The organism is Pseudomonas sp. TAA207 (assembly GCF_001529285.1).
Lineage (GTDB): Bacteria > Pseudomonadota > Gammaproteobacteria > Pseudomonadales > Pseudomonadaceae > Aquipseudomonas > Aquipseudomonas weihenstephanensis.
Genome location: NZ_LLWJ01000066.1, coordinates 87,714 through 108,133, shown reverse-complemented (window position 1 = coordinate 108,133; position 20,420 = coordinate 87,714). Strand labels below are relative to the sequence as shown.

15 protein-coding genes are annotated in these 20,420 nt (G+C 60.2%); 4 read left to right on the top strand and 11 right to left on the bottom strand.

Going from position 1 to position 20,420, the window contains the following annotated elements; all coding sequences use genetic code 11:
• Nucleotides 1-17 precede the first annotated feature (17 nt).
• Genes AP059_RS12695 through AP059_RS12685 form a run of 3 tightly spaced genes read right to left on the bottom strand, consistent with a single transcriptional unit; the run spans nt 18 to nt 2,754 of the window.
• Entirely contained in the window at nt 18-896 is an 879-nt protein-coding gene (locus AP059_RS12695; protein ID WP_059763311.1) for a rhomboid family intramembrane serine protease, read from the bottom strand.
• Nucleotides 893-1,864 (bottom strand): metallophosphoesterase, encoded by a 972-nt coding sequence (locus tag AP059_RS12690; RefSeq protein WP_059763312.1) that lies wholly within the window; start codon nt 1,862-1,864, stop codon nt 893-895. Before AP059_RS12690 ends, AP059_RS12695 begins: the two co-directional genes overlap by 4 nt.
• The gene (locus tag AP059_RS12685; RefSeq protein WP_048364997.1) at nt 1,864-2,754 is read right to left on the bottom strand and encodes an NAD(+) kinase; all 891 of its coding nucleotides are present in this window, start codon (nt 2,752-2,754) and stop codon (nt 1,864-1,866) included. The genes AP059_RS12690 and AP059_RS12685 overlap by 1 nt, the downstream gene beginning before the upstream one ends.
• A gap of 101 nt (nt 2,755-2,855) precedes the next feature.
• Between AP059_RS12685 and AP059_RS12680 the strand changes: the two genes are divergently transcribed.
• Both AP059_RS12680 and AP059_RS12675 read left to right on the top strand, forming a co-directional pair.
• Entirely contained in the window at nt 2,856-3,839 is a 984-nt protein-coding gene (locus AP059_RS12680) for a DUF1853 family protein (RefSeq protein WP_059763313.1), read from the top strand.
• A 55-nt stretch (nt 3,840-3,894) separates the two neighbouring features.
• Nucleotides 3,895-4,443 carry a cytochrome b gene (locus AP059_RS12675; RefSeq protein WP_059763314.1) on the top strand — a complete coding sequence of 183 codons (549 nt, stop codon included), beginning with the start codon at nt 3,895-3,897 and terminating at the stop codon, nt 4,441-4,443.
• Here the strand turns inward: AP059_RS12675 and AP059_RS12670 are convergent.
• Nucleotides 4,440-5,360: a 1-aminocyclopropane-1-carboxylate deaminase/D-cysteine desulfhydrase gene (locus AP059_RS12670; RefSeq protein ID WP_059763315.1), complete on the bottom strand. Its 921-nt coding sequence runs from the start codon at nt 5,358-5,360 to the stop codon at nt 4,440-4,442. The genes AP059_RS12675 and AP059_RS12670 overlap by 4 nt on opposite strands.
• Before the next feature lie 47 nt (nt 5,361-5,407).
• The gene (locus AP059_RS12665; RefSeq protein WP_059763316.1) at nt 5,408-7,444 is read right to left on the bottom strand and encodes an NADPH-dependent 2,4-dienoyl-CoA reductase; all 2,037 of its coding nucleotides are present in this window, start codon (nt 7,442-7,444) and stop codon (nt 5,408-5,410) included.
• 212 nt (nt 7,445-7,656) lie between these two features.
• On the opposite strand from AP059_RS12665, the gene AP059_RS12660 reads away from it, so the two are divergent.
• Together AP059_RS12660 and AP059_RS12655 are read left to right on the top strand one after the other, a co-directional pair.
• Nucleotides 7,657-8,787, top strand: coding sequence for a carbon-nitrogen hydrolase family protein (locus AP059_RS12660; RefSeq protein WP_059763317.1), 1,131 nt, complete (start codon nt 7,657-7,659; stop codon nt 8,785-8,787).
• A gap of 3 nt (nt 8,788-8,790) precedes the next feature.
• Nucleotides 8,791-9,831, top strand: coding sequence for an AraC family transcriptional regulator (locus AP059_RS12655; RefSeq protein ID WP_059763318.1), 1,041 nt, complete (start codon nt 8,791-8,793; stop codon nt 9,829-9,831).
• 16 nt (nt 9,832-9,847) lie between these two features.
• On the opposite strand, the gene AP059_RS22740 is transcribed toward AP059_RS12655, so the two are convergent.
• The 6 genes from AP059_RS22740 to AP059_RS12630 all read right to left on the bottom strand — a co-directional run bounded on the left by AP059_RS22740 (nt 9,848) and on the right by AP059_RS12630 (nt 20,108).
• A complete protein-coding gene (locus tag AP059_RS22740) occupies nt 9,848-9,976 on the bottom strand; it encodes a hypothetical protein (protein WP_256209838.1) in 129 nt (42 codons plus the stop codon).
• Between the two features lie 92 nt (nt 9,977-10,068).
• Nucleotides 10,069-10,968 carry a DUF2242 domain-containing protein gene (locus tag AP059_RS12650; protein ID WP_059763319.1) on the bottom strand — a complete coding sequence of 300 codons (900 nt, stop codon included), beginning with the start codon at nt 10,966-10,968 and terminating at the stop codon, nt 10,069-10,071.
• A 125-nt stretch (nt 10,969-11,093) separates the two neighbouring features.
• Nucleotides 11,094-12,599 carry an efflux transporter outer membrane subunit gene (locus AP059_RS12645; RefSeq protein ID WP_082706793.1) on the bottom strand — a complete coding sequence of 502 codons (1,506 nt, stop codon included), beginning with the start codon at nt 12,597-12,599 and terminating at the stop codon, nt 11,094-11,096.
• Complete coding sequence (locus tag AP059_RS12640) at nt 12,596-15,703, bottom strand: efflux RND transporter permease subunit (protein WP_059763320.1); 3,108 nt, start codon at nt 15,701-15,703, stop codon at nt 12,596-12,598. Before AP059_RS12640 ends, AP059_RS12645 begins: the two co-directional genes overlap by 4 nt.
• Nucleotides 15,700-18,801, bottom strand: a complete 3,102-nt coding sequence (locus tag AP059_RS12635; protein ID WP_059763321.1) for an MdtB/MuxB family multidrug efflux RND transporter permease subunit — start codon at nt 18,799-18,801, stop codon at nt 15,700-15,702. Before AP059_RS12635 ends, AP059_RS12640 begins: the two co-directional genes overlap by 4 nt.
• The gene (locus tag AP059_RS12630) at nt 18,798-20,108 is read right to left on the bottom strand and encodes an MdtA/MuxA family multidrug efflux RND transporter periplasmic adaptor subunit (protein WP_059763322.1); all 1,311 of its coding nucleotides are present in this window, start codon (nt 20,106-20,108) and stop codon (nt 18,798-18,800) included. Before AP059_RS12630 ends, AP059_RS12635 begins: the two co-directional genes overlap by 4 nt.
• Between the last annotated feature and the right edge of the window lie 312 nt (nt 20,109-20,420).

The following is a 20,420-nucleotide window of genomic DNA, read 5'->3' as shown; positions in this document are numbered from 1 at the left end:
CAGCCTTGGGCATCGACTTACAGGGCATGAGTCTGCTTTCTGCGGGCCCACAGGCCGCCGAGCAAACCGGTGAGGCAACCGATCAACAGCCCGCCCACGTGGGCGGCGTTGGCGATCTGGCCAAAACCGATCAGTGACACCAGACCGGACAAGCACACGGCCAGCCACACCAACATCATCACCAAAACCCCGCGAGGCAGGCGATAAAGCGGGTTTGGCGCCATCAACTGGTAAATCCACACATGCCCCAACAGGCCGTACAGCACGCCGGACAAGCCGCCAAACAGGCTCGGGCCGCCAAACAGGTACTGGGCAAAGTTGGACACCAGGCTGAACAACAGGCTCAACCCAATGAGATTGATGCTGCCCTGACGCATTTCAATGCGTCGCCCCAATTCCCAGTACCACAGGCCGTTCATGGCGATGTGCAAGAAACCGAAGTGAATCAGCATCGGGGTGAACAATCTCCACCATTGCCCGGCGGCCAGGCTATCCGACAAAGGTGTGAACTGGATGTACTGCCCGCGGATGCTGAAATCGAGAAACGTCAGCCCGCTGAGGGTCGAGAGGTTTTCACCCAGTTGCGTCACCCCCGCGACGATGATGCACAACAGCAAAATCGCGGCAGTGGCCGGACTGTCGCGCAATTGCTGGATAAAGCCGGGGCGCGCCATCGCCTGCGGGCGCTCAACGATCGGCAATTGATGTTCGGGATCACCCTGAGGGAAACGCTGATACAGGCTGCGCACATCGTCAGCGATGCTGTCTGGCGCCCACACCACTTGCTCGCCCGCCTCTTCACTGACGCGATGCGGCACTTGCAGGCGCTTGAGCAGGCTGACAAAGCCACTTAAATCAGTCGACAGCGGCAAACGTAATACAGCAACAGCATTCATTGAATAGCCTCCGGGCGCTCAACATCCACCCATACAAATTTGTGCGGATCGAGGCGTGTTTCCTGATCCAGACGATAGGCCACCAACTTGCCGTACAACACGGCACTGTAATCCAGACAGGCCAGGTTTGGCCGGATCGGTGCAGGCTTGCCACTGCGCCAATAGTGACCGACAAACAACATCGGCTCTTCAATGCCGTAGCGCAGCAAGGCGCTCTTTTCAGTGGGCGATAGTGGCTTTTGTGCCACGCCTGCGGGCAGTGCATCAGGCTGAAACACAATATCGCCGTAGGTTTTGGGGTCGTCTTCCCAGAATTTGGTGCGAAAAAACGCTCGTGTCAGACCGTCGCCACCGGTCAACGTCATGCCATTCGGCAAGCGCATGTCGGTGCCGCGCAGCAGGCGATTGAAGCTCATATTGGCAAAGCTTTCAGGCTGCGCCGCCGCTTGCAGGAACGGTTCGTCGATGCAGCCATCGGGGTATTGCGCGCGCAGGGTGGCAATCACATCCGCATCCCAGCAGGCATGCACCACCCGAAAACGACCGGCATCGACAAACAGCGGCATGTCGTAAAACCACTGCACAAAGTCGCGCCACTCGCCGGGGTACTGGGCAAATTGCTCCAGGGTTTCGTGGATCAGCCGGGTGTGGCGCGGGTTGTGCTCACGCACATACTGCTTGCCACTGCCCGCAGGCGCCGGTGTGCACCAACCCAACGCGTTGAACTCATGGTTGCCCATCAGGCACAGCGCGTGCCCCGCCACAACCATGTCGCGCACGATATGCAGCGCCTCGCGGATCCGCGGACCACGGTCGATGATGTCACCCAGAAACACCGCCATGCGTTGCGCGTGTTGCCAAACACCGCCATGTTTGCGATAGCCCAGACGCTCCAACAGATGCTCAAGGGTATGAGCACAGCCATGCACGTCACCGATCAGATCGTAACTGCGCGCGGGATCGAGCATCAGTCGCTCCTACCGCCCAGTCGGCTACCCCAACCGAGCTTGGTCCGACACACTTCATAGTAGTTGTGGTCCAACGGGTGGATCAGGCGCAGCTTTTGCGCTTTTTTGCTGACGGTGATGGTGTCGCCGGGCGCGCAGGTGAAATGGTTCTGACCGTCGCACGACACTTGCGGGTAGATCTGCATGTCCTTGGCCACCACGATTTTCAGCTCGCTGTTGCCATCCACCACAATCGGCCGGCTGCTGAGGGTGTGCGGGTACATGGGCACAATGACGATGGCATCCAGCTTGGGGTGCATGATCGGGCCACCGGCCGACATGGCGTAGGCCGTGGAGCCTGTCGGCGTGGCAACGATCAGGCCGTCGGCTTTCTGGCTGCACACGAACTGGCCGTCGATGTGCAATTCGAATTCGATCATGCGCGTGGATTTACCGGGGTGCAGCACCACGTCGTTCAGCGCGTCGCCCTGGCCAATGGCTTCGCCGTGACGGCGCACTTCGGCTTGCAACAGAAAGCGGTTTTCAACCAGGTAATGGCCGTCGAGCACCTCGGCCACTTTGACTTCCAGTTCATCCGGACGAATGTCGGTCAAAAAACCCAGGCTGCCCCGGTTGATGCCCAGCACCGGGACATTGTGCCGCGCCAGTGCGCGAGCGGCGCCCAGCAAGCTGCCATCGCCGCCGACCACAATCACCATGTCGCACACTTCACCGAGCATTTTGCGCGAGGAGGTTTGCAAGCCATGACCGGGCAACACTTCGGCAATGGTGTCTTCGAGGATCACGTGCATGTGCCGCTCGAGCAGGAATTTTTTCAGTCGGCGAACCGTGTCGAGCACTTGCGAACTGCCCAAACGACCAATGATGCCGATATTACGAAATTGCTCCATGAGGCTCCTGCGGGATACGTGACGGGCGAAAACGACGATTATGGGCGAAAGCACACGATAGACAAAACCCTTTCAGCCCTTCAGCACGCTATGCTCGCAGCATGATCCTCTTCCCCGACTTGCTCAACCTGCCCCGCCAGCTACGTCACCCCCAGGTGCGGGATTTGGCGTGGGTGATCCTCGCGCCCCCCATGCTCAGCCAAACCCCGTGGCCACAACGTCACCCGCTGGCTGGCAGCGACTGGGTACAGGCCCCGGATGCGCTCGAACACTGGCTGCGGGCACTGGATCAGCACAGCCAACCCCTGGAGGACTGGCTCGCGCAGGCCACCACGCGCAGGCTCGGCCGTTACTACGAGCGACTGTGGCAGTTTGCTATCCAACACGCACCCGGTGTGGCGTTGATTGCAGCCAACTTGCCCATTCGCGTGGGTGGCCACACGCTGGGCGAACTGGACATGCTGTTGCGTGATCGCGACGGCGTGCATCACCTCGAACTGGCGATCAAGCTCTATCTGGGGCCGCAACAAGGCGACGGCCGCGACCCCGCGCAATGGCTTGGCCCCGGCAGCAATGACCGACTGGACCGCAAACTCAACCACTTCGCCCAGCATCAGTTGCCGATGTCCAGCCGGGCGCAAAGCCGCGAGATTCTGGCCGGGCTGGATATCCAACAGTTCAGCGCGCACCTGTGGCTGGGCGGCTACCTGCTGTACCCGTGGCCCGGCCATGCGCAGCCGCCAGCGGGCGCTCACCCTCAACACTTGCGTGGGCGGTGGCTGCACCAGCGCGACTGGCCTGCGTTTGTCCGTCAGAGCGCCCAAGGCTGCTGGCAGCCGCTGCCCCGCCATGCGTGGCTGGCGCCCGCCCACTACGGCCCGCAAGACTGCTGGAGCGCAACCCAACTCAAGGGCTGGCTGAGCCAATTGCATCCCCAGGCACCCGCGCAATTATTGGTGCGCCTGACTCAAAACAACGACGGTGACTGGGAGGAAGCCGAGCGTTTGTTTCTGGTGTCCGACGTGTGGCCAAACCTGCCGGGTAACAGCGAAACCATGCAATCGAGTGCAACCGTATTAAAGTGAACGCACTGCGTCAGACAAGAACGCAGGCTCAAGACCTGAACCGTGAGGAAACACCATGTCCTGGAAAAGCTCGACTGACCGTTACAGTCGTATGTCCATCGCCCTGCACTGGCTGATGGTGCTGTTATTTGTATTGATCTACGCCGCCATCGAGTTTCGCGGGATCTTCCCCAAAGACAGCGACGGCCGCACGCTGATGAAAGATGCACATTTCATGCTCGGTTTAACCGTGTTTGCGCTGGTTTGGCTGCGCCTGCTGGCACGCACCCTCGGCGTGGCGCCCACCATCACGCCAACACCACCCGCCTGGCAAACCGCACTCGCGACCCTCATGCACTGGGCGTTGTATGTGTTCATGATCGCCATGCCGGTCATGGGTTATCTGGTGCTGAGCTACAACGACAAGTCGATATTTTTCTACGGCTTTGACCTGCCGCCGTTAACCCTCAAAGACATCGACACTGCCAAACAGATCAAGGGCTGGCACGAACTGGGCGGCACCCTTGGTTACTGGCTGATCGGTCTGCATTCACTGGCCGGCCTGGCGCATCACTACGTGATCAAAGACAACACCTTGCTGCGCATGCTGCCCAAGCGCAGCTAAACCGGTGCGGCAAATCCCCGGCGGCCCTGCAAGCCGCCGGTGTGCACAAATACCACTCGCCGACCGCGTGCAATATGCCCCGTTTGCACCGCCTCTTTGAGCGCCAACAAGGCCTTGGCGGTGTACAGCGGCTCCAGCGGCACCCCACTCGACTGTTCGCTGGCACGCATAAATTCAAGCAACTGATCATCGACCTTGGCAAACCCGCCACGGCAGGCCTCGATCAACTGATAGGGCCGCGAGGCCTGCCCGGCCTGTTGCAAGATGGCCTGCACATTAGGTGCCACCCCATGATCCTGCGGCACCGCCAGCGCGCCATACACCTCGCGCGGGTCTGCAAGCACCAAGCCTGCCAGCGTAGTCCCGGTGCCCGCGGCCAACCACCACGCGTCATAATCCGCCCAGCCGATAGCACCCAGTTGCTCGCGCACCTGCGTCACCAGCGGCGCGCACCCTAAAGCGCCCGCCAGCCCGCCTCCGCCTTCGGGCACGGTGTGTAACTGCGGATACATCGCGTGCCAAGGCTGCCAGAAACCCGGCTCATGCCGGGCGCGATACCCGGCAAAGCCCAGCCAATGCAGATGCATGCCGAACTCTTGCAGGTCGCGGGTGGTCGGGGTTGCTTGAGGGTGCCCGCGCAGCAGGCCCACGGTGGTAAAGCCGAAGCGTTTACCCGCAGCGGCCAGCGCATGCAAATGATTGGAGTGTGCCCCGCCGAGGCTGATCAGCCCCTGCGCGCCAGCGGCCTGAGCGGCCCTTAAGTGATGGTGCAGCTTGAACCATTTGTTACCACTGATCAGTGGGTCAATCAGATCCAGGCGCAGCACCGCCACCTCAACCCCTGCGTTTGTCAGCCAGTCAACATGCAAGCGCTGCAAAGGCGCATAAGGCTGCCAGTCGATCAAAGGCACATTCACGGCAGACTCCGCTCAAAAATGAGCGGAGTTTAGCGCACCTCAATCGCTTATAGCTCGGCCGCCAGCCGCGACCCCTGATTGATCGCACGCTTGGCGTCCAACTCAGCGGCAACATCGGCGCCACCGATCAAATGCACGCGCTGCCCGGCGGCTTCAAGACCTTGCTGCAATTCACGCAGCGGGTCCTGGCCTGCGCAGATCACGATGTTGTCGACCGCCAGCAGTTGCGGCTCGCCCTCGCCGATGCGGATGTGCAGACCTTGATCGTCAATGCTCAGGTATTCGACGCTGTTGAGCATCTGAACGTGTTTGTTTTTCAAGCCGGTGCGATGAATCCAGCCGGTGGTTTTACCTAAACCTTCACCCACTTTGTTTTTTTTGCGCTGCAACAGGAACACCTGACGCGCGGGCGCTTGAACCTCAGGCTGGATACCTGCCACCCCGCCACGGGCTTCAAGCCGGGTGTCAATGCCCCACTCTTTCCAGAACGCGTCGCGGTCCTGACTGGTGGATACGCCTTTGTGTACCAAAAACTCCGACACATCAAAACCGATACCGCCCGCGCCAATCACAGCCACCTTGGCGCCCACCGGCTTGCGTTGCAGGATCACATCCAGATAACTCAGGACTTTGGGGTGATCGATACCCGGGATCGCCGGGGTGCGCGGTGCAATGCCGGTGGCCAGAATGATTTCGTCGAAGTGGCCCGCCAGCAGCTGCTCAACATTCACGCGGGTATTGAGGCACACCTCGACCCCAGTGGTTTGCAGCTTGCGCTTGAAGTAACGCAGGGTCTCGAAGAATTCCTCTTTGCCCGGTACACGTTTGGCCACGTTGAACTGGCCGCCAATTTCACTGCCCGAATCAAACAACGTGACCTGGTGCCCCCGTTCGGCCGCCACAGTGGCCGCCGAGAGGCCCGCAGGCCCGGCGCCGACCACAGCAATTTTTTTCACGGCAATGGTCGGCAAGTAGTTGAGTTCGGTTTCATGACAGGCGCGCGGGTTGACCAGGCAACTGGTGAGTTTGCCGCCAAAGGTGTGATCCAGGCACGCCTGATTACAGCCAATGCAAGTGTTGATTTCATCGCTGCGCCCGGCAGCGGCCTTGTTGACGAATTCAGGGTCAGCCAAAAACGGCCGCGCCATCGACACCATGTCGGCATCGCCCTCAGCCAGAATCTGCTCGGCGATCTCAGGGGTGTTGATGCGGTTGGTGGTAATCAGCGGCACGCTGACCGAGCCGCGCAACTTGGCGGTGACTTTGCTGAATGCGCCTCGCGGGACTTTGGTTGCAATGGTCGGAATACGCGCTTCGTGCCAGCCAATACCGGTGTTAATCAGGGTTGCACCGGCCTGCTCGACCGCTTGGGCCAGTTGCACGATTTCATCCCAGACGCTGCCGCCCTCCACCAGATCAAGCATCGACAGGCGATAAATGATGATGAAGTTCGCACCCACCGCTTCACGCACGCGGCGCACGATCTCGACCGGCAGGCGCATGCGATTTTCATAGCTGCCGCCCCAACGGTCAGTGCGCTGGTTGGTGTGAGCCGCCAGGAACTGGTTAATGAAGTAGCCTTCAGAGCCCATGATCTCGACGCCATCATAGCCAGCGCTTTGCGCCAGTTTGGCGCAGGTCACGAAATCGCTGATTTGCTTCTCGATACCCGCCTCGTCCAGCTCTTTGGGCTTGAACGGGTTAATCGGTGCCTGGATCGCACTCGGCGCCACCTGGCGCAGGCTGTAGGCATAACGCCCGGCGTGAAGGATCTGCAAGCAGATTTTGCCCCCCGCTGCGTGCACCGCTTGCGTCACCACCACATGCTTCTCGGCTTCTTCAGCGGTACTGAGTTTGGCTGCACCGCTGTACACACCGCCTTCGTCGTTGGGCGCGATGCCGCCTGTGACCATCAAGCCCACGCCGCCTTGGGCGCGTTCGGCAAAGTAGACGGCCATGCGCTCGAAACCGCCGGGTTTTTCTTCAAGGCCGGTGTGCATCGAGCCCATCAAGCTGCGGTTGCGCAGCGTGGTAAAACCCAGGTCCAGCGGGGCCATCAAATGCGGGTAGTGAGTGGCAGTCATCAGGTTGCTCCACAACAGGCTAATTCACGGAACGCGGGATGCTCTGCGGCTCCCGTCGTTGAAGGTAAGGCACAGTAATGGCACGCCCGACCCCGCTCAATGACCCAAAGTGACAAATTATTAACCCAATTGCGCAGCGCCCCTTGGCAAGTGTGCATACGCCACCTACCCTAGACGCCGAATCCTGCAAATGGCTGCCTGCTCTATTTCCCATGCGTACTTTAATTGGCTGCACCCTACTGATTGCCCTTGCCGCCGCGGGTGGCGGTTATGCGTACTGGACCGAGCAACGAGAGGTCGGCCACTACCTGTCTGACCTGCGGGTTGAACTGGCGATCAACGACGGCGTCGATAGCGGACGTGGCAACTTGTTAGGCATCGAAGCCCAACTGTCGCCGCGTGACTATCAAAGCCTGGCGCTGCTGCACCTCAAGCTGGCTGCCTATATGAGCAAAGCGCGTGATGCCGGTTTGCTCAACGACAAAACCATCGTCGTATTACCCGAGCACATTGGCACCTGGCTAATGTTTCGCGGTGAAAAAAACGAACTGTACCAAGCCCGCGATTTGAGCGAAGCCATGCACTGGCTGGCCATCAGCAACCCGTTGACGTTCACCCGTGCGTGGCTGGGCGCAGTCGGTGAAAGCCGCCTCAACGATGCGCACTTGCGCATGAAAGCCGCGAGCATGGCCGCTGATTACCAAACCTTGTTTGGCGGGCTGGCCAAGGAGTTCGGCGTGACGCTGGTGGCCGGGAGCATTGCGCTGCCCGACCCGCGCATCGAAAACGGCACGCTGCGGGCAGGCACAGGGCCGCTGTACAACAGCAGCGTGGTGTTTGACCGCAATGGCGCCGCGCAGGGCAAACCGCAGCGTCAATTGCTGCCCACCTATGAAGAACAAACCTACATCCAGCCCAGCCCCGACCACCAGTTGAATGTGATTGACACCCCGGCCGGGCGCCTGGGCATTTTGGTCGGCAGCGACAGCTGGTACCCCGAAAACTATCGCTCACTCAACGAGCAACAGGCGCAGTTCATCGCAGTACCTGCGTTTATCACCGGCAAAGACACCTGGCAAAAACCGTGGGGCGGCTATAAGAGCGTTTCGACACCCAGCGAAATCAGCCTTAAACCCGGTGAAGTCAGCGAGGGCGCAGCCTGGCACCGTTTAACGCTCATCAGCAGCGTGCCCACCAGCACTGCCGAAGCCGGAATCACGGTGTTCTCACAAGGCAAGTTCTGGAACAAGCACAGTGGCGGGCAAAGTTTTATCAGCCGTAACGGTTTGACCAGCCACGACATGCCGGTGACCAGCGCGCGCCTGCTCAATCTCTGGTTGTAAACCATGAAACCGTTGCCGATGCGCCTGGGGGATTTATCGGTCGGCTTCGTGCAGCAACTGGCCGATGCAGTGCGCAGTTATGGCCACGACCCGCAGCCCTTGCTCAACCAGTACGGGCTGGATGCCGCCCGCTTGAGCCAGCCGCTGGCGCGGTTGTCGATCCCGCGCTACATGCGCCTGGGGCATGCCGCCATTGCGCTGACCCAGCAACCGGCGCTGGGTTTGCGCATGGGCCAACTGAGCCGCCTGAGCCAGGCCGGGCTGGCCGGGGTGACAGCCGCCCAGGCGCCCACGGTGCGTGAAGCGGCACGCACGTTGATTCGTTTCGAAGCGCTGTACGGCTCCAATTACCGCGGTCAGTCGAGCCTGCACGAAGATGCCCAGGGCGCCTGGCTGCGCTTTTATTCCATCAGCCCGTATAACGCCTATAACCGCTTTGTCGTGGACTCGATCATTTGCGGCTGGCTGCACCAATTATCGTCGGTGGCGGGCACGACGCTGATCAGTGAACACATCGACATCGAGTTCAGTGAGCCCGATTACGCCGAGCAATACCGCCACCTCAGCCATCACCCGCTGCACTTTCGCGCCGACACCAATCAGTTGCGCTTGAACCATGACGCGCTGGACCTGCGCAATGCGCAGCATTGCCCCAGCACCTGGTCTTGTCTGCTGCTGATGTGTGAACGCGAACTGGAGCAACTGACCCGCACCCGCAGCCTGCGCGAACGCATCACTCAACTGCTGGGACCGTTGCTCAACGGCGGCCGTGAACCCGACCTGGAAGAAGTGGCTGCGCGCCTCAAGCTGCCGACCTGGACCCTGCGGCGCAAGCTCACCGAAGAAGGCACGCAGTTTCGCGCCATTCTCAACGACACGCGCCGCGACCTCGCCATGACTTACATCCGCGATACAGAGTTGGCGTTTGGTGAAATTGCGTATTTGTTGGGATTTGCCTCAGCCGAGGCGTTTCAACGCGCCTTCAAACGCTGGAACGCCGAAACCCCGGGAGAGTTTCGACGTCGCCAGCGCCAGTCGGCTTGACAGGGCAACCCTGCGATCACAACTCGGTGGCGTCGTCAGCGGGGTCCAGCGGGTCCAGTTCAGATGCCTGATATTCAAGCAGCTCTTCCTGATAGTCATCCATGTCGGCATCCTTGTGTGTCTGTGGTCGTGTTCGAGCCAGCATAAGGTGCCCGCATGAAGGAAAAATGACACCTTCGCGGGCTGACCCGGCGCTCAGAATTAAACGTAGCAGAACGTTTCGGATTTACCGCGCCTTTATTGCATCGGCATCGCTTCAAGGGTTGCTGGTGCCGTCACGGGCACCGGCGCTTGAGCGGGTTGGGACGTTTCAGGTGCCGGGGCATCAGGCGCCTGCGGTGCATCAGGCGCTGGCACTTGCGGTGTTACAGGCACCTCGATCGGGGTAATGGGCGCTGCTTCGGCTGGCGGCACCACCGGCTGTGAGCCGACCGGTTCGGCCATGACCGGTTCAGCCAACGGTGTTGCGGCGGGAACCACAACCGGGGCGATAACGGCCGGAGCCACCGGTGCAAGCGCGCCCGGGGCGACCTCCACCTTGGCTGGCACCGCGTCAGGCACCCCCAGGTCAGCCTTGGGTGTCTCTTCAATGTGCGCAGCCTGTTTCACATCTTTGGGCAAATACACTTCAACCAAGGAGAAGAAACGATCATAAAACTGCGCCGACGACACGGTTTCGCTGGCGACTTTGACCATCGAGTCATCGGTCGAGCCAATCGGCATCGACACCGATCCCAACACGCCCACCCCCAGGCTGGCCGAATTATTCACCTTCTTCAGTGCATAGCGGTCCTGCAAGGCGTTGGCAAACATGGTGGAGTGATGGCTGGCTGCGCCCTCATCGGCACAGACCACACTAAAGCTGATTTCCAGATGGCTTTCACCGGTTTGTTGAAAGCTTTTGTGGCCACTGATCATTTTTGGATCGCGACTGCCGATGATGTAGCCCTGACTGAGCAAGGCACGGCGTGCCGCTTCGCACGCGGCTTTGTCGGCCACCGGGTAGTTGCGCGAGAACGTGCCGGAGTCATCGAAATTTTCATGCTCGTAAATCGCGGTTTTCTGCGTCGAGCAACCTGCGAGGCTTGTCAGCACAAAGGCGGCAAAAGCAGTACGCAGGGGGAATGACTTGAACATTGAACATCCTGAAGAGAACGGTGCGGGCGAATGCGCGCAGTTTGCTCGGATGAGTGACGCAGAACAAGTCGAAGATGAGCCGCCCGTGCGTGGCCTGCGCCAACGGCTACGCACCAGGCTCATGACTATTGAGCGGCCTTCTCGTTCGCGCTCAAGTCGGTGTTGCCATCCCAACCGCCACCCAGCGCGGTAATCAGATTAACGCTGGCAATCAATCGGCTTTGTTGCAGGTTGAGTACGGTGCGCTCTGCACTCAACGCCGTGGCTTGCACCACGACCACGTCCAGATAGGCAATCAAGCCCGCCTTGTACTGGTTGCTGGTCAAGCGCAACGACTCACGCGCCGATTCCAGCGCCTGCTGCTGCACCACGGCCTCGTCTTCGAGCACCTTCAACTGCACCAGGTAGTTTTCAACTTCGCGAAAACCATCGAGCACGGTCTGCCGGTATTTGGCGACGGTCTGGTCATACAGCGCTTCATTGCGATCCACTTCGGCCGAACGCTGGCCACCATCAAACAGCGGCAAGGCGATTTTGGGCCCCACCGACCAAAAACGGTTCGGCACGCTGATCCAGTCTTCATAGGTACTGCTGCTGTAACCGCCGGACAGGCTCAAGCTGAAATCAGGGTAGTACGCCGCTTTGGCAACCCCGATGTTGGCGTTTGCCGCAATGATTGAGCGTTCCGCCGAAGCGATATCCGGGCGCCGCTCCAACAGCTGCGACGGCAAGCTCACAGGGATTTGTGGCAAGGCAGGCACCGCCTGGGTTTCGGCCAGCGTGAAACCTGCGGGCGGTTGCCCGGTGAGCACGGCGATGGCGTTTTCAAACTGGGCCCGCTGCCAGATCAGGTCGATCAGGTTGGCCTGGGTGTTGCGCAGCTGGGTTTGTGCCTGAGCCACGGCATCTTTGCCGGAGATGCCTGCGCGGTATTGGTTTTCGCTCATTTTCAGCGAACGCTCATAGGCCACGACGGTGTTTTGCAGCAGGCGTTTCTGTTGGTCGATCACACGCAATTGCAGGTAGTTTTGCACCAGTTCCGACTGTTGACTCAAACGCATGGCCGCCAGGTCGGCCAGGCTGGCCTGGGCACTGGCTTCATTGGCTTCCAGGCCCCGGCGCAACTTGCCCCACACATCGGCCTCCCAGCTCACGCCGACCTGCGCGTTCAGGGTGTCCCGAATGCCACTGCTGGAACTGGTCAAACTGGAGTTGGAGCTGCCGGTGCCCTGGCTGGAACGGGTTTTACCCACGCTCAAGTCGGCACTCGGAAAGAAAGCTCCGCGCGCACTGCGCACCAGGGCCTGCGCCTGACGAAACTGGGCTTCGGACTGCGCAACGGTCTGGTTGGAGCGGTTGAGGGTCTGGACCAGGTCATTGAGCTGCGCGTCGCCATACAGCTCCCACCACGCACCCCGCGCCAAAGCGTCACTTGGGTTGGCTTGGCGCCAGCCCGCCGCTTCCTTGAACGCCACCGGTGTGGTGGTGTCAGGGCGCTGATAATCCGGGCCAATCGCGCAGGCGTTGAGCAACAGGGCGGACAGCACCAGTGCCAACAGGCGCGAGCCGGGGGCCAGCGTCCACGGTTGGGACGACAGAGCCGGTGCAAGGGTAAGCAAACGATGGGTCATAGCGCAGTTTCCAGAGCAGCATCAGTGCGCACGCCGCGCCATTTATTGAAACGATGGCGCGTGCGGTCGAGATAGAGGTAAACCACCGGGGTGGTGTAAAGGGTCAGGATCTGGCTGAAGATCAAACCGCCGATGATGGTCAGGCCCAGCGGTTGACGCATTTCGGCGCCCTCGGCGGTACTGAGCATCAGCGGCAGGGCGCCGAGAATGGCGGCCAGCGTGGTCATCAGAATCGGGCGCAAACGTTGCAAACAGGCGCTGCGGATCGACTCCAGCGGGTTCATGCCTGAGTGACGTTCGAGTTGCAGCGCCAGGTCGATCATCAGAATCGCGTTTTTCTTCACCACCCCGATCAGCAAGAACAAACCGAGCAGCGAGATCAGACTGAACTCTCCGCCCGTGAGGTAGATGCTCAACAACGCCCCGACCCCCGCCGACGGTAAGGTCGAAAGGATGGTTAAGGGATGAATGTAGCTTTCGTAGAGAATCCCCAGCACCAGGTACACCGCCACCAGCGCGCCAAGAATCATGAACGGCTGACTTTTTTGCGTGTCGGCAAAGGCGTCGCCCGTCCCGGCCATTTTTGCAATCACTTCTTCGGGCAGCCCAAGCTTGGCAATCGCCCGTTCAATGGCCGCGGTGCCCTGCTCCAGCGTGACGCCGGGTGCCATGTCAAACGCGATGGACTCTGACGCAAACTGACCTTCGTGCGAGACGCGATCGTTCTGCAAGCTGTTTTCATAGTGCGCAATCGCCGACAACGGGATGCGCTGGCCCTCGGCCGTAATCACCTGCACCTGATTCAGGGTTTCGGGGTCTTGGGCGTATTTGGGGTTGACCTCCATGACGACTTGATACTGGTTGAGGCTGTCGTAAATGGTAGAAATCTGGCGCTGACTGTAGGCGTTGTTGAGCACGGCAGTGACCATGTCCATGTCCACCCCCAGGCGCTTGGCCTGGTCGCGGTCGACTACTAGCGTGACTTGCTGCGCGCCACGGCCTTCGCGCGCATCAATGGCGGTCAACTCCGGCAGCGCCTTGAACGCGGCCACGACTTTGGGATACCAGGCGCGCAGTTCGGCAAGGTCGCCACTTTGCAGGATGTAGGAGTATTGCGAACTGGTTTGATCACGTCCGCCGCCAAATTGCAGGTCCTGATCGGCCATCAGCATCAGGCGGCCGCCCGGCACCTTGGGCATGTTTTCACGCAAGCGTTCGATGACTTTTTGCGCCGACACCTTGCGCTCAGACACCGGCTTGAGGCGCACGATCATGAACGCATTGTTGGTGCCGCCGTTACCGCCAATAAAGCCCGCCACGCTTTCTACCGCAGGGTCTGCCAACACCGCCTTGCGAAAGATTTCCATCTTGGGCTGCATCACGCTGAACGACAGGCCATCGTCACCGCGTACAAAACCGATCAACTGCCCGGTGTCCTGCTGCGGCATAAACGTTTTAGGCACCACCACATACAACGCCACGTTGACGCCAATGGTCAGCAGCAGGCTCAACAGCGTCAGGCGCTTGTGCCGCAACACCCAATCCAGGCTGCGCGCATAGCCGCTGACCATGCGCTCGTTGAGGCGTATGCTCCAGCGCTGCATGGCGTTTTCAGTGCCCGGCACGTGAGGCTTGAGCCAGCGCGCGCAGAGCATCGGGGTCAGGGTCAAGGAGACCACCAGCGACACCACAATCGAGGCCGCCAGAGTAATGGAGAACTCGCGGAACAGGCTTTCGACAATCCCGCCCATAAACAGAATCGACAGGAACACCGCCACCAGCGAGACGTTCATCGAGAGCAAGGTAAAACCGACTTCCTTGGCCCCCAGGTACGCGGCTTTCATCGGCGCGATCCCGGCGTCGATATGGCGCGAGATGTTCTCCAGCACCACAATCGCATCGTCGACCACCAGCCCGGTGGCCAGGATCAGCGCCATCAGCGACAGGTTGTTCAGCGAAAAACCGTACAGGTACATGATGGCAAAGGTGCCCACCAACGACACCGGCACCGCCAGCGTCGGGATCAGCGAGGCGCGAAAATTCCCCAAAAACAGAAACACCACCAAAATCACCAGCGCCACAGCAATCAGCAAGGTCATTTCGGCTTCGTGCAAGGTGGCTTTGATCACCGGTGAACGGTCCATCGCCACGTTCAGTTGCACACTGGCCGGCAACACCGCTTGCAGAGCTGGCAACTGCGCCTTGATCGCGTTCACGGTTTCAATGATGTTGGCCCCGGCCTGCCGGTTGACCACCAGCAACACCGCCGCATCATTGTTGAAAAAACCACTGTTGTAGCGGTCCTCAACGCTGTCTTTGACCGTGGCCACATGGCTGAGGCGCAACGCGGCGCCATCTTGGTAGCGGATAATCAGCGGTTCGTAATCTTTGGCCTTTTCCAGTTGATCGTTGGCCTGGATCTGCCAGTTATGTTCATCGTCGGACACCGCACCCTTGGGCCGGCGCACGTTCGCGTTGGCGATGGTGCGACGCACGTCATCGAGCGCGACGCCGTACTGGTTGAGCAGTTGCGGCTCCAACTCGATACGCACGGCAGGCAGCGAACTGCCGCCAATCTGCACCTCTCCAACCCCCGGCACCTGCGACAAACTTTGCGACAGGATGGTCGAGGCCAAGTCGTACAACTGACCCTTGGACAGCACTTGACTGGTCAGTGACAGCACCATGATGGGCGCTTGCGAGGGGTTGATTTTCTTGTAGGTCGGCATGCTTTTCATGCCGCTGGGCAGCAGGTTGCGCGAGGCGTTGATGGCCGCCTGCACTTCGCGCGCGGCACCGTTGATGTCGCGGTCCTGATCGAACTGCAAAATCACCCGGGTTGAACCCTGGCTTGAGTTGCTGCTCATGGTGTTGACCCCGGCAATCGCACCGAAGGCCCGCTCCAGCGGCGTGGCCACGGTCGACGCCATGACCTCGGGGCTGGCACCCGGCAAGTTGGCCGACACCACAATCACCGGAAAATCCATCTGCGGCAACGGCGACACCGGCAACAGGCCAAAACTCACCCCGCCCAGCAACATGATTGCGAGGCTCAGCAGCATAGTGGCGACCGGCCGCCGAATAAAAGGCCCGGACAGGTTCATACCGACGCCTGCTCAGGCTGGGCCACATCACCCCGCCAGCGGCGGCCGAGTCGGTCGAAATACAGGTAAATCACCGGGGTAGTGAACAGGGTCAGCACTTGGCTGACCAACAGACCGCCGACCATCACCAGGCCCAAAGGCTGACGCAGTTCGGCCCCGGAACCGGTGGCCAGCATCAACGGCACGGCACCAAACAGGGCTGCCAGCGTGGTCATCAGAATCGGTCGGAAGCGCAGCAGCGCCGCCTGGTAAATCGCCTGCTCGGGGGCCATGCCCTGATTGCGCTCAGCATCGAGGGCGAAGTCGATCATCATGATCGCGTTCTTTTTCACGATACCGATCAGCAGGATGATGCCGATGATGGCGATCATGCCCAGATCGTTGCCACTGAGAATCAGCGCCAACAAAGCCCCGACGGCCGCGGACGGTAAGGTCGAGAGGATGGTAATCGGGTGAATGTAGCTCTCGTACAACACGCCCAGCACGATGTACATGGTCACCACCGCTGCCAGAATCAGCAACAAGGTGCTCGACAGCGAGGCCTGAAACGCTTGCGCCGCACCCTGGAACTGGGTCTGCACACCGACCGGCATACCGATGTCTTTGCGCACCTGATCGATCAATTCAACGGCTTGCCCCAGCGCCACGCCGGGCGCCAGGTTGAACGAGACCATCACCGAGGGGAATTGGCCGATGTGCGACACGGCCAGTTGCGCCTGGCGCTCTTCAATCCTGGCCAGGCTCGACAAGCGAACCTGCCCGCCGTCGGTGGTTTTGACGTGAATCTGGTCCAGCGCCTGCGGGCCGATTTTCTCGCCGTCCTGCGCCTGCAACACCACACGGTATTGGCTGGCCTGGGTGTAGATGGTCGAAATCTGCCGCTGCCCGAACGCGTCATACAGCGCATCCGTGATATTGGCCACCGAGACGCCCAGACGGGACGCAGCATCGCGATCAATCACCAGGTACACCTGCAAACCTTTGTCTTGCAGGTCGCTGGCGACGTCTTTGAGTTCAGGTTGATTGGCCAATGCGCTGACCAGCTTTTGGCTCCAGGTGCTGAGCAGCTCGGCATCCGGGGACGACAGGCTGAACTGGTATTGAGTGCGGCTCACACGGTCTTCGATGGTCAAGTCCTGTACCGGCTGCATGAACAGGCGAATACCCACCAATTTGTCGAGCTGCGGTTGCAACCGCGCAATCACCTCGGTCGCGGTTTCACTGCGCTCGCTGTGCGGCTTGAGGTTGATCAGCATGCGACCACTGTTAAGCGTCGCGTTGTCGCCATCGATGCCGATGTAGGACGACAGGCTCTCAACGTCCGGGTCTTGCAGAATGATTTTGCCCAACTCTTGCTGACGCTGGCTCATGGCGCTGAACGAGATGGACTGCGGCGCTTCAGAAATGCCTTGAATCACCCCGGTGTCCTGCACCGGAAAGAAGCCCTTGGGCACCACCAGGTACAGGAACACTGTGAGGGCCAAGGTGGCGATGGCGACCAGCAGGGTTAAAGGCTGATGCTTGAGTACCCAGCGCAACATGCGCCCGTATTCGGCAATCATCCAGTCAATACAGGCACCGCTGGCGCGGTAGAACCGACCTTGCTCGGCTTCTTTGGGCTCAGGCTTGAGCAGACGCGCGCACATCATCGGCGTCAGGGTCAGTGAGACCACCAGCGAGATCAGAATCGCCACCGCCAGGGTGATGGCGAACTCGCGGAACAAACGCCCGACCACGTCTGCCATAAACAGCAGCGGGATCAGCACGGCAATCAGTGACAGCGTCAACGAAATCAGGGTAAAGCCAATTTGTTTGGCGCCCTTGAGCGCCGCCTGCATCGGGCTGTCGCCCTCCTCGATATAGCGCGAGATGTTTTCCAGCATGACGATGGCGTCATCCACCACGAAGCCGGTGGCAATGGTGAGCGCCATCAAGGTCAGGTTGTTGATCGAGAAACCGGCCAGGTACATCACGCCAAACGTACCGACCAATGACAGCGGCACGGCAATCGAGGGAATGATCGTGGCACTGGCACGCCGCAGGAACAGGAACGTCACCATCACCACCAGCGCAATGGCAATCAGCAGTTCATGCTGCACATCGCGCACCGAGGCGCGGATGGTTTGCGTGCGGTCGGTCAGCACGGTCACATCGATACCGGCGGGCAGGTTGTCGGTGATGCTGGGCAGCAGCGCTTTGATGCGGTCCACCACCTCAATCACGTTGGCGCCCGGCTGACGCTGAATATTGAGCAGCACCGCCTGGTTCTCATTGGCCCACGCGGCGAGACGTTCGTTCTCGGCACCGTCGACTATTTCGGCCACATCCTTGAGGCGCAATGGCGCGCCATTGTTGTAGGCGAGAATCAGCTCGGCGTATTCCTGCGGGGTTTTAAGTTGATCGTTGGCATCGAGCATCGAGACCCGGGTCGGACCGTCAAAGTTACCCTTGGGCTGGTTGACGTTAGAGGCGCCGATCAAGGTGCGCACATCGGCCAGGTTCAAACCATTGGCCGCCAGCGCCTGCGGGTTGACCTTGATCCGCACCGCCTGGCGTTGCCCGCCCGCAATGCTGACCATGCCGACGCCGCTGATCTGTGCGATTTTCTGCGCCATGCGCGTGTCGACCAAGTCGTTGAGCTTGGGCAACGGCATGGTTTTGGAGCTGATGGCCAAGGTCAGTACCGGGGTGTCCGCCGGGTTGACCTTGTTGTACACCGGGGGTGCTGGCAGATCGCTCGGCAGCAAGTTGCTGGCAGCGTTGATCGCGGCCTGCACCTGTTGCTCGGCGACATCCATGTTGATGTCCAGATTGAAGCGCAAGGTCAACACCGACGCGCCGCCGGAACTGGTGGAGGCCATTTGCGTCAGCCCCGGCATTTGCCCGAACTGACGCTCCAGTGGCGCCGTTACGGCACTGGTCATGACGTCCGGGCTGGCACCGGGGTACAGCGTCATCACGCGGATGGTCGGGTAGTCCACCTGAGGCAGGGCCGATACCGGCAACAAGCGATAGGCGATGATCCCGGACAGCACGATGGCCAGCATGCACAGCGTGGTAGCGACCGGACGCAGGATAAACAGCCGCGACAGATTCATTCGTGGGCCTTGGTCTTGGCAGTGTCTGTAGCCTGCGCAGTACCGGCATCGGCATCGGCCCCGCCTTGCAGGTGCGAAGCAGGCGTGGCAGGCACTTGAGCGCTGTCATTGACCACTTCGACCGCCCCCCCGTCACGCAGACGGTCGGTGCCTTCGAGCACCACGCGATCACCTGCCGCCAGGCCCTCTTCAATGACGCTCACGTCACCGTCAGTGGCCCCCACTTTAATGTGGCGAATCTTGACTTTGTCGTCGCCCTCCAGCGCGTACACAAACGAGCCATCAGTGCCGAACTGAATGGCCGCCGACGGGGCCAGCACTACATCCTTCAGGGTGTCGGCCAGCAAGCGCACGCTGACAAACTGATTGGGGAACAGGACTTGATCACGGTTCTCGAACAGCGCCTTGAATTTCAGGGTGCCGGTGGTGATATCAATCTGGTTATCGATGCTGCTCAACACCCCGACCGCCAGCTCTTTACGATCGCCTCGATCCCACGCCTGCACCGGCAGTTTTGCGCCTGAGCGATAGCGGGCAAGCACCAGTGCCAGATCGGTTTCGGGCAAGGTAAAACTCACCACGATAGGCTCGGTCTGGGTGATGACCACCAAGGCTGTGGTGTCATTGGCCGCGACCAGGTTGCCGACATCCAGTTGGCGCAGCCCCACACGACCACTGATCGGGGCGCGAATCTTGGTGAATTCAAGGTTGAGCTTGGCGTCGTTGACCGCTGCCTGATTGGTTTTGACCGTGCCCTGATATTGGCTGACCAACGCTTCAGCGGTGTCCAGGGTTTGCTTGGCGATACTGTCTTCGGCGTACAGGCCGCGGTAGCGCTGCACATCGACCTGAGCGTTTTTCAATTGGGCCTGGTTCTGCAACAGCGTGCCTTCTGCTTGCAGCAATGCGTTCTGATAGCTGCGCGGGTCGATTTCAGCCAGCAACTCCCCCGCTTTGACCATCTGCCCTTCTTTGAAGTACACCTTGACCAACTCTCCCCCCACCCGACTGCGCACATTGATCGTGTTCAGCGCCGTCACGGTGCCCAGAGCCTTATAGAACACCGGGAAGTCCCCGCGCTTCACTTCAGAGACCCTGACCGGCACCGCCTGCGTGGAGCCGCCAAAACCTGGGCGCATCATCCCCGACTTACCGGTATGCCCGGCAGGCTGGGCCGCCTGCTGGTTTTTCGAGGCTGAAGGCCACAGCCACCAGCACAGGCCAATGACAATCAACAGGAGCAAAAGGCCAACCAGCCAGCGACGGGATTTGTGTGAAACAGAGGATTGCATGGAGTGATCAACCATTAGGCACGAGGGCTTGAATTCGAGAAGGCTGAACGATAAGCAGTGTGGGCCGTTAAGAAAAGGCTCTTTACCGGGTATTTACGTTAACGGGGTGTCTGGAGCGGGTTTAAGGGCTAAATAAGCCCAAGACGTGTGGCCACTGTCGAGTGGCGAGGCTGCGATCAAGCGCCAAGCAGACGTAAATCCTGAGCGCGTGATGGGTCGAAAACACCGGACACAAGGGTTTTACGACGGCTGGGTTGTCTCGCGTCGCCGGTCGGCGCATGCGAAAAAAAACGGCCCGGCAATCAATGCCGGGCCGTTTTAGGTGAA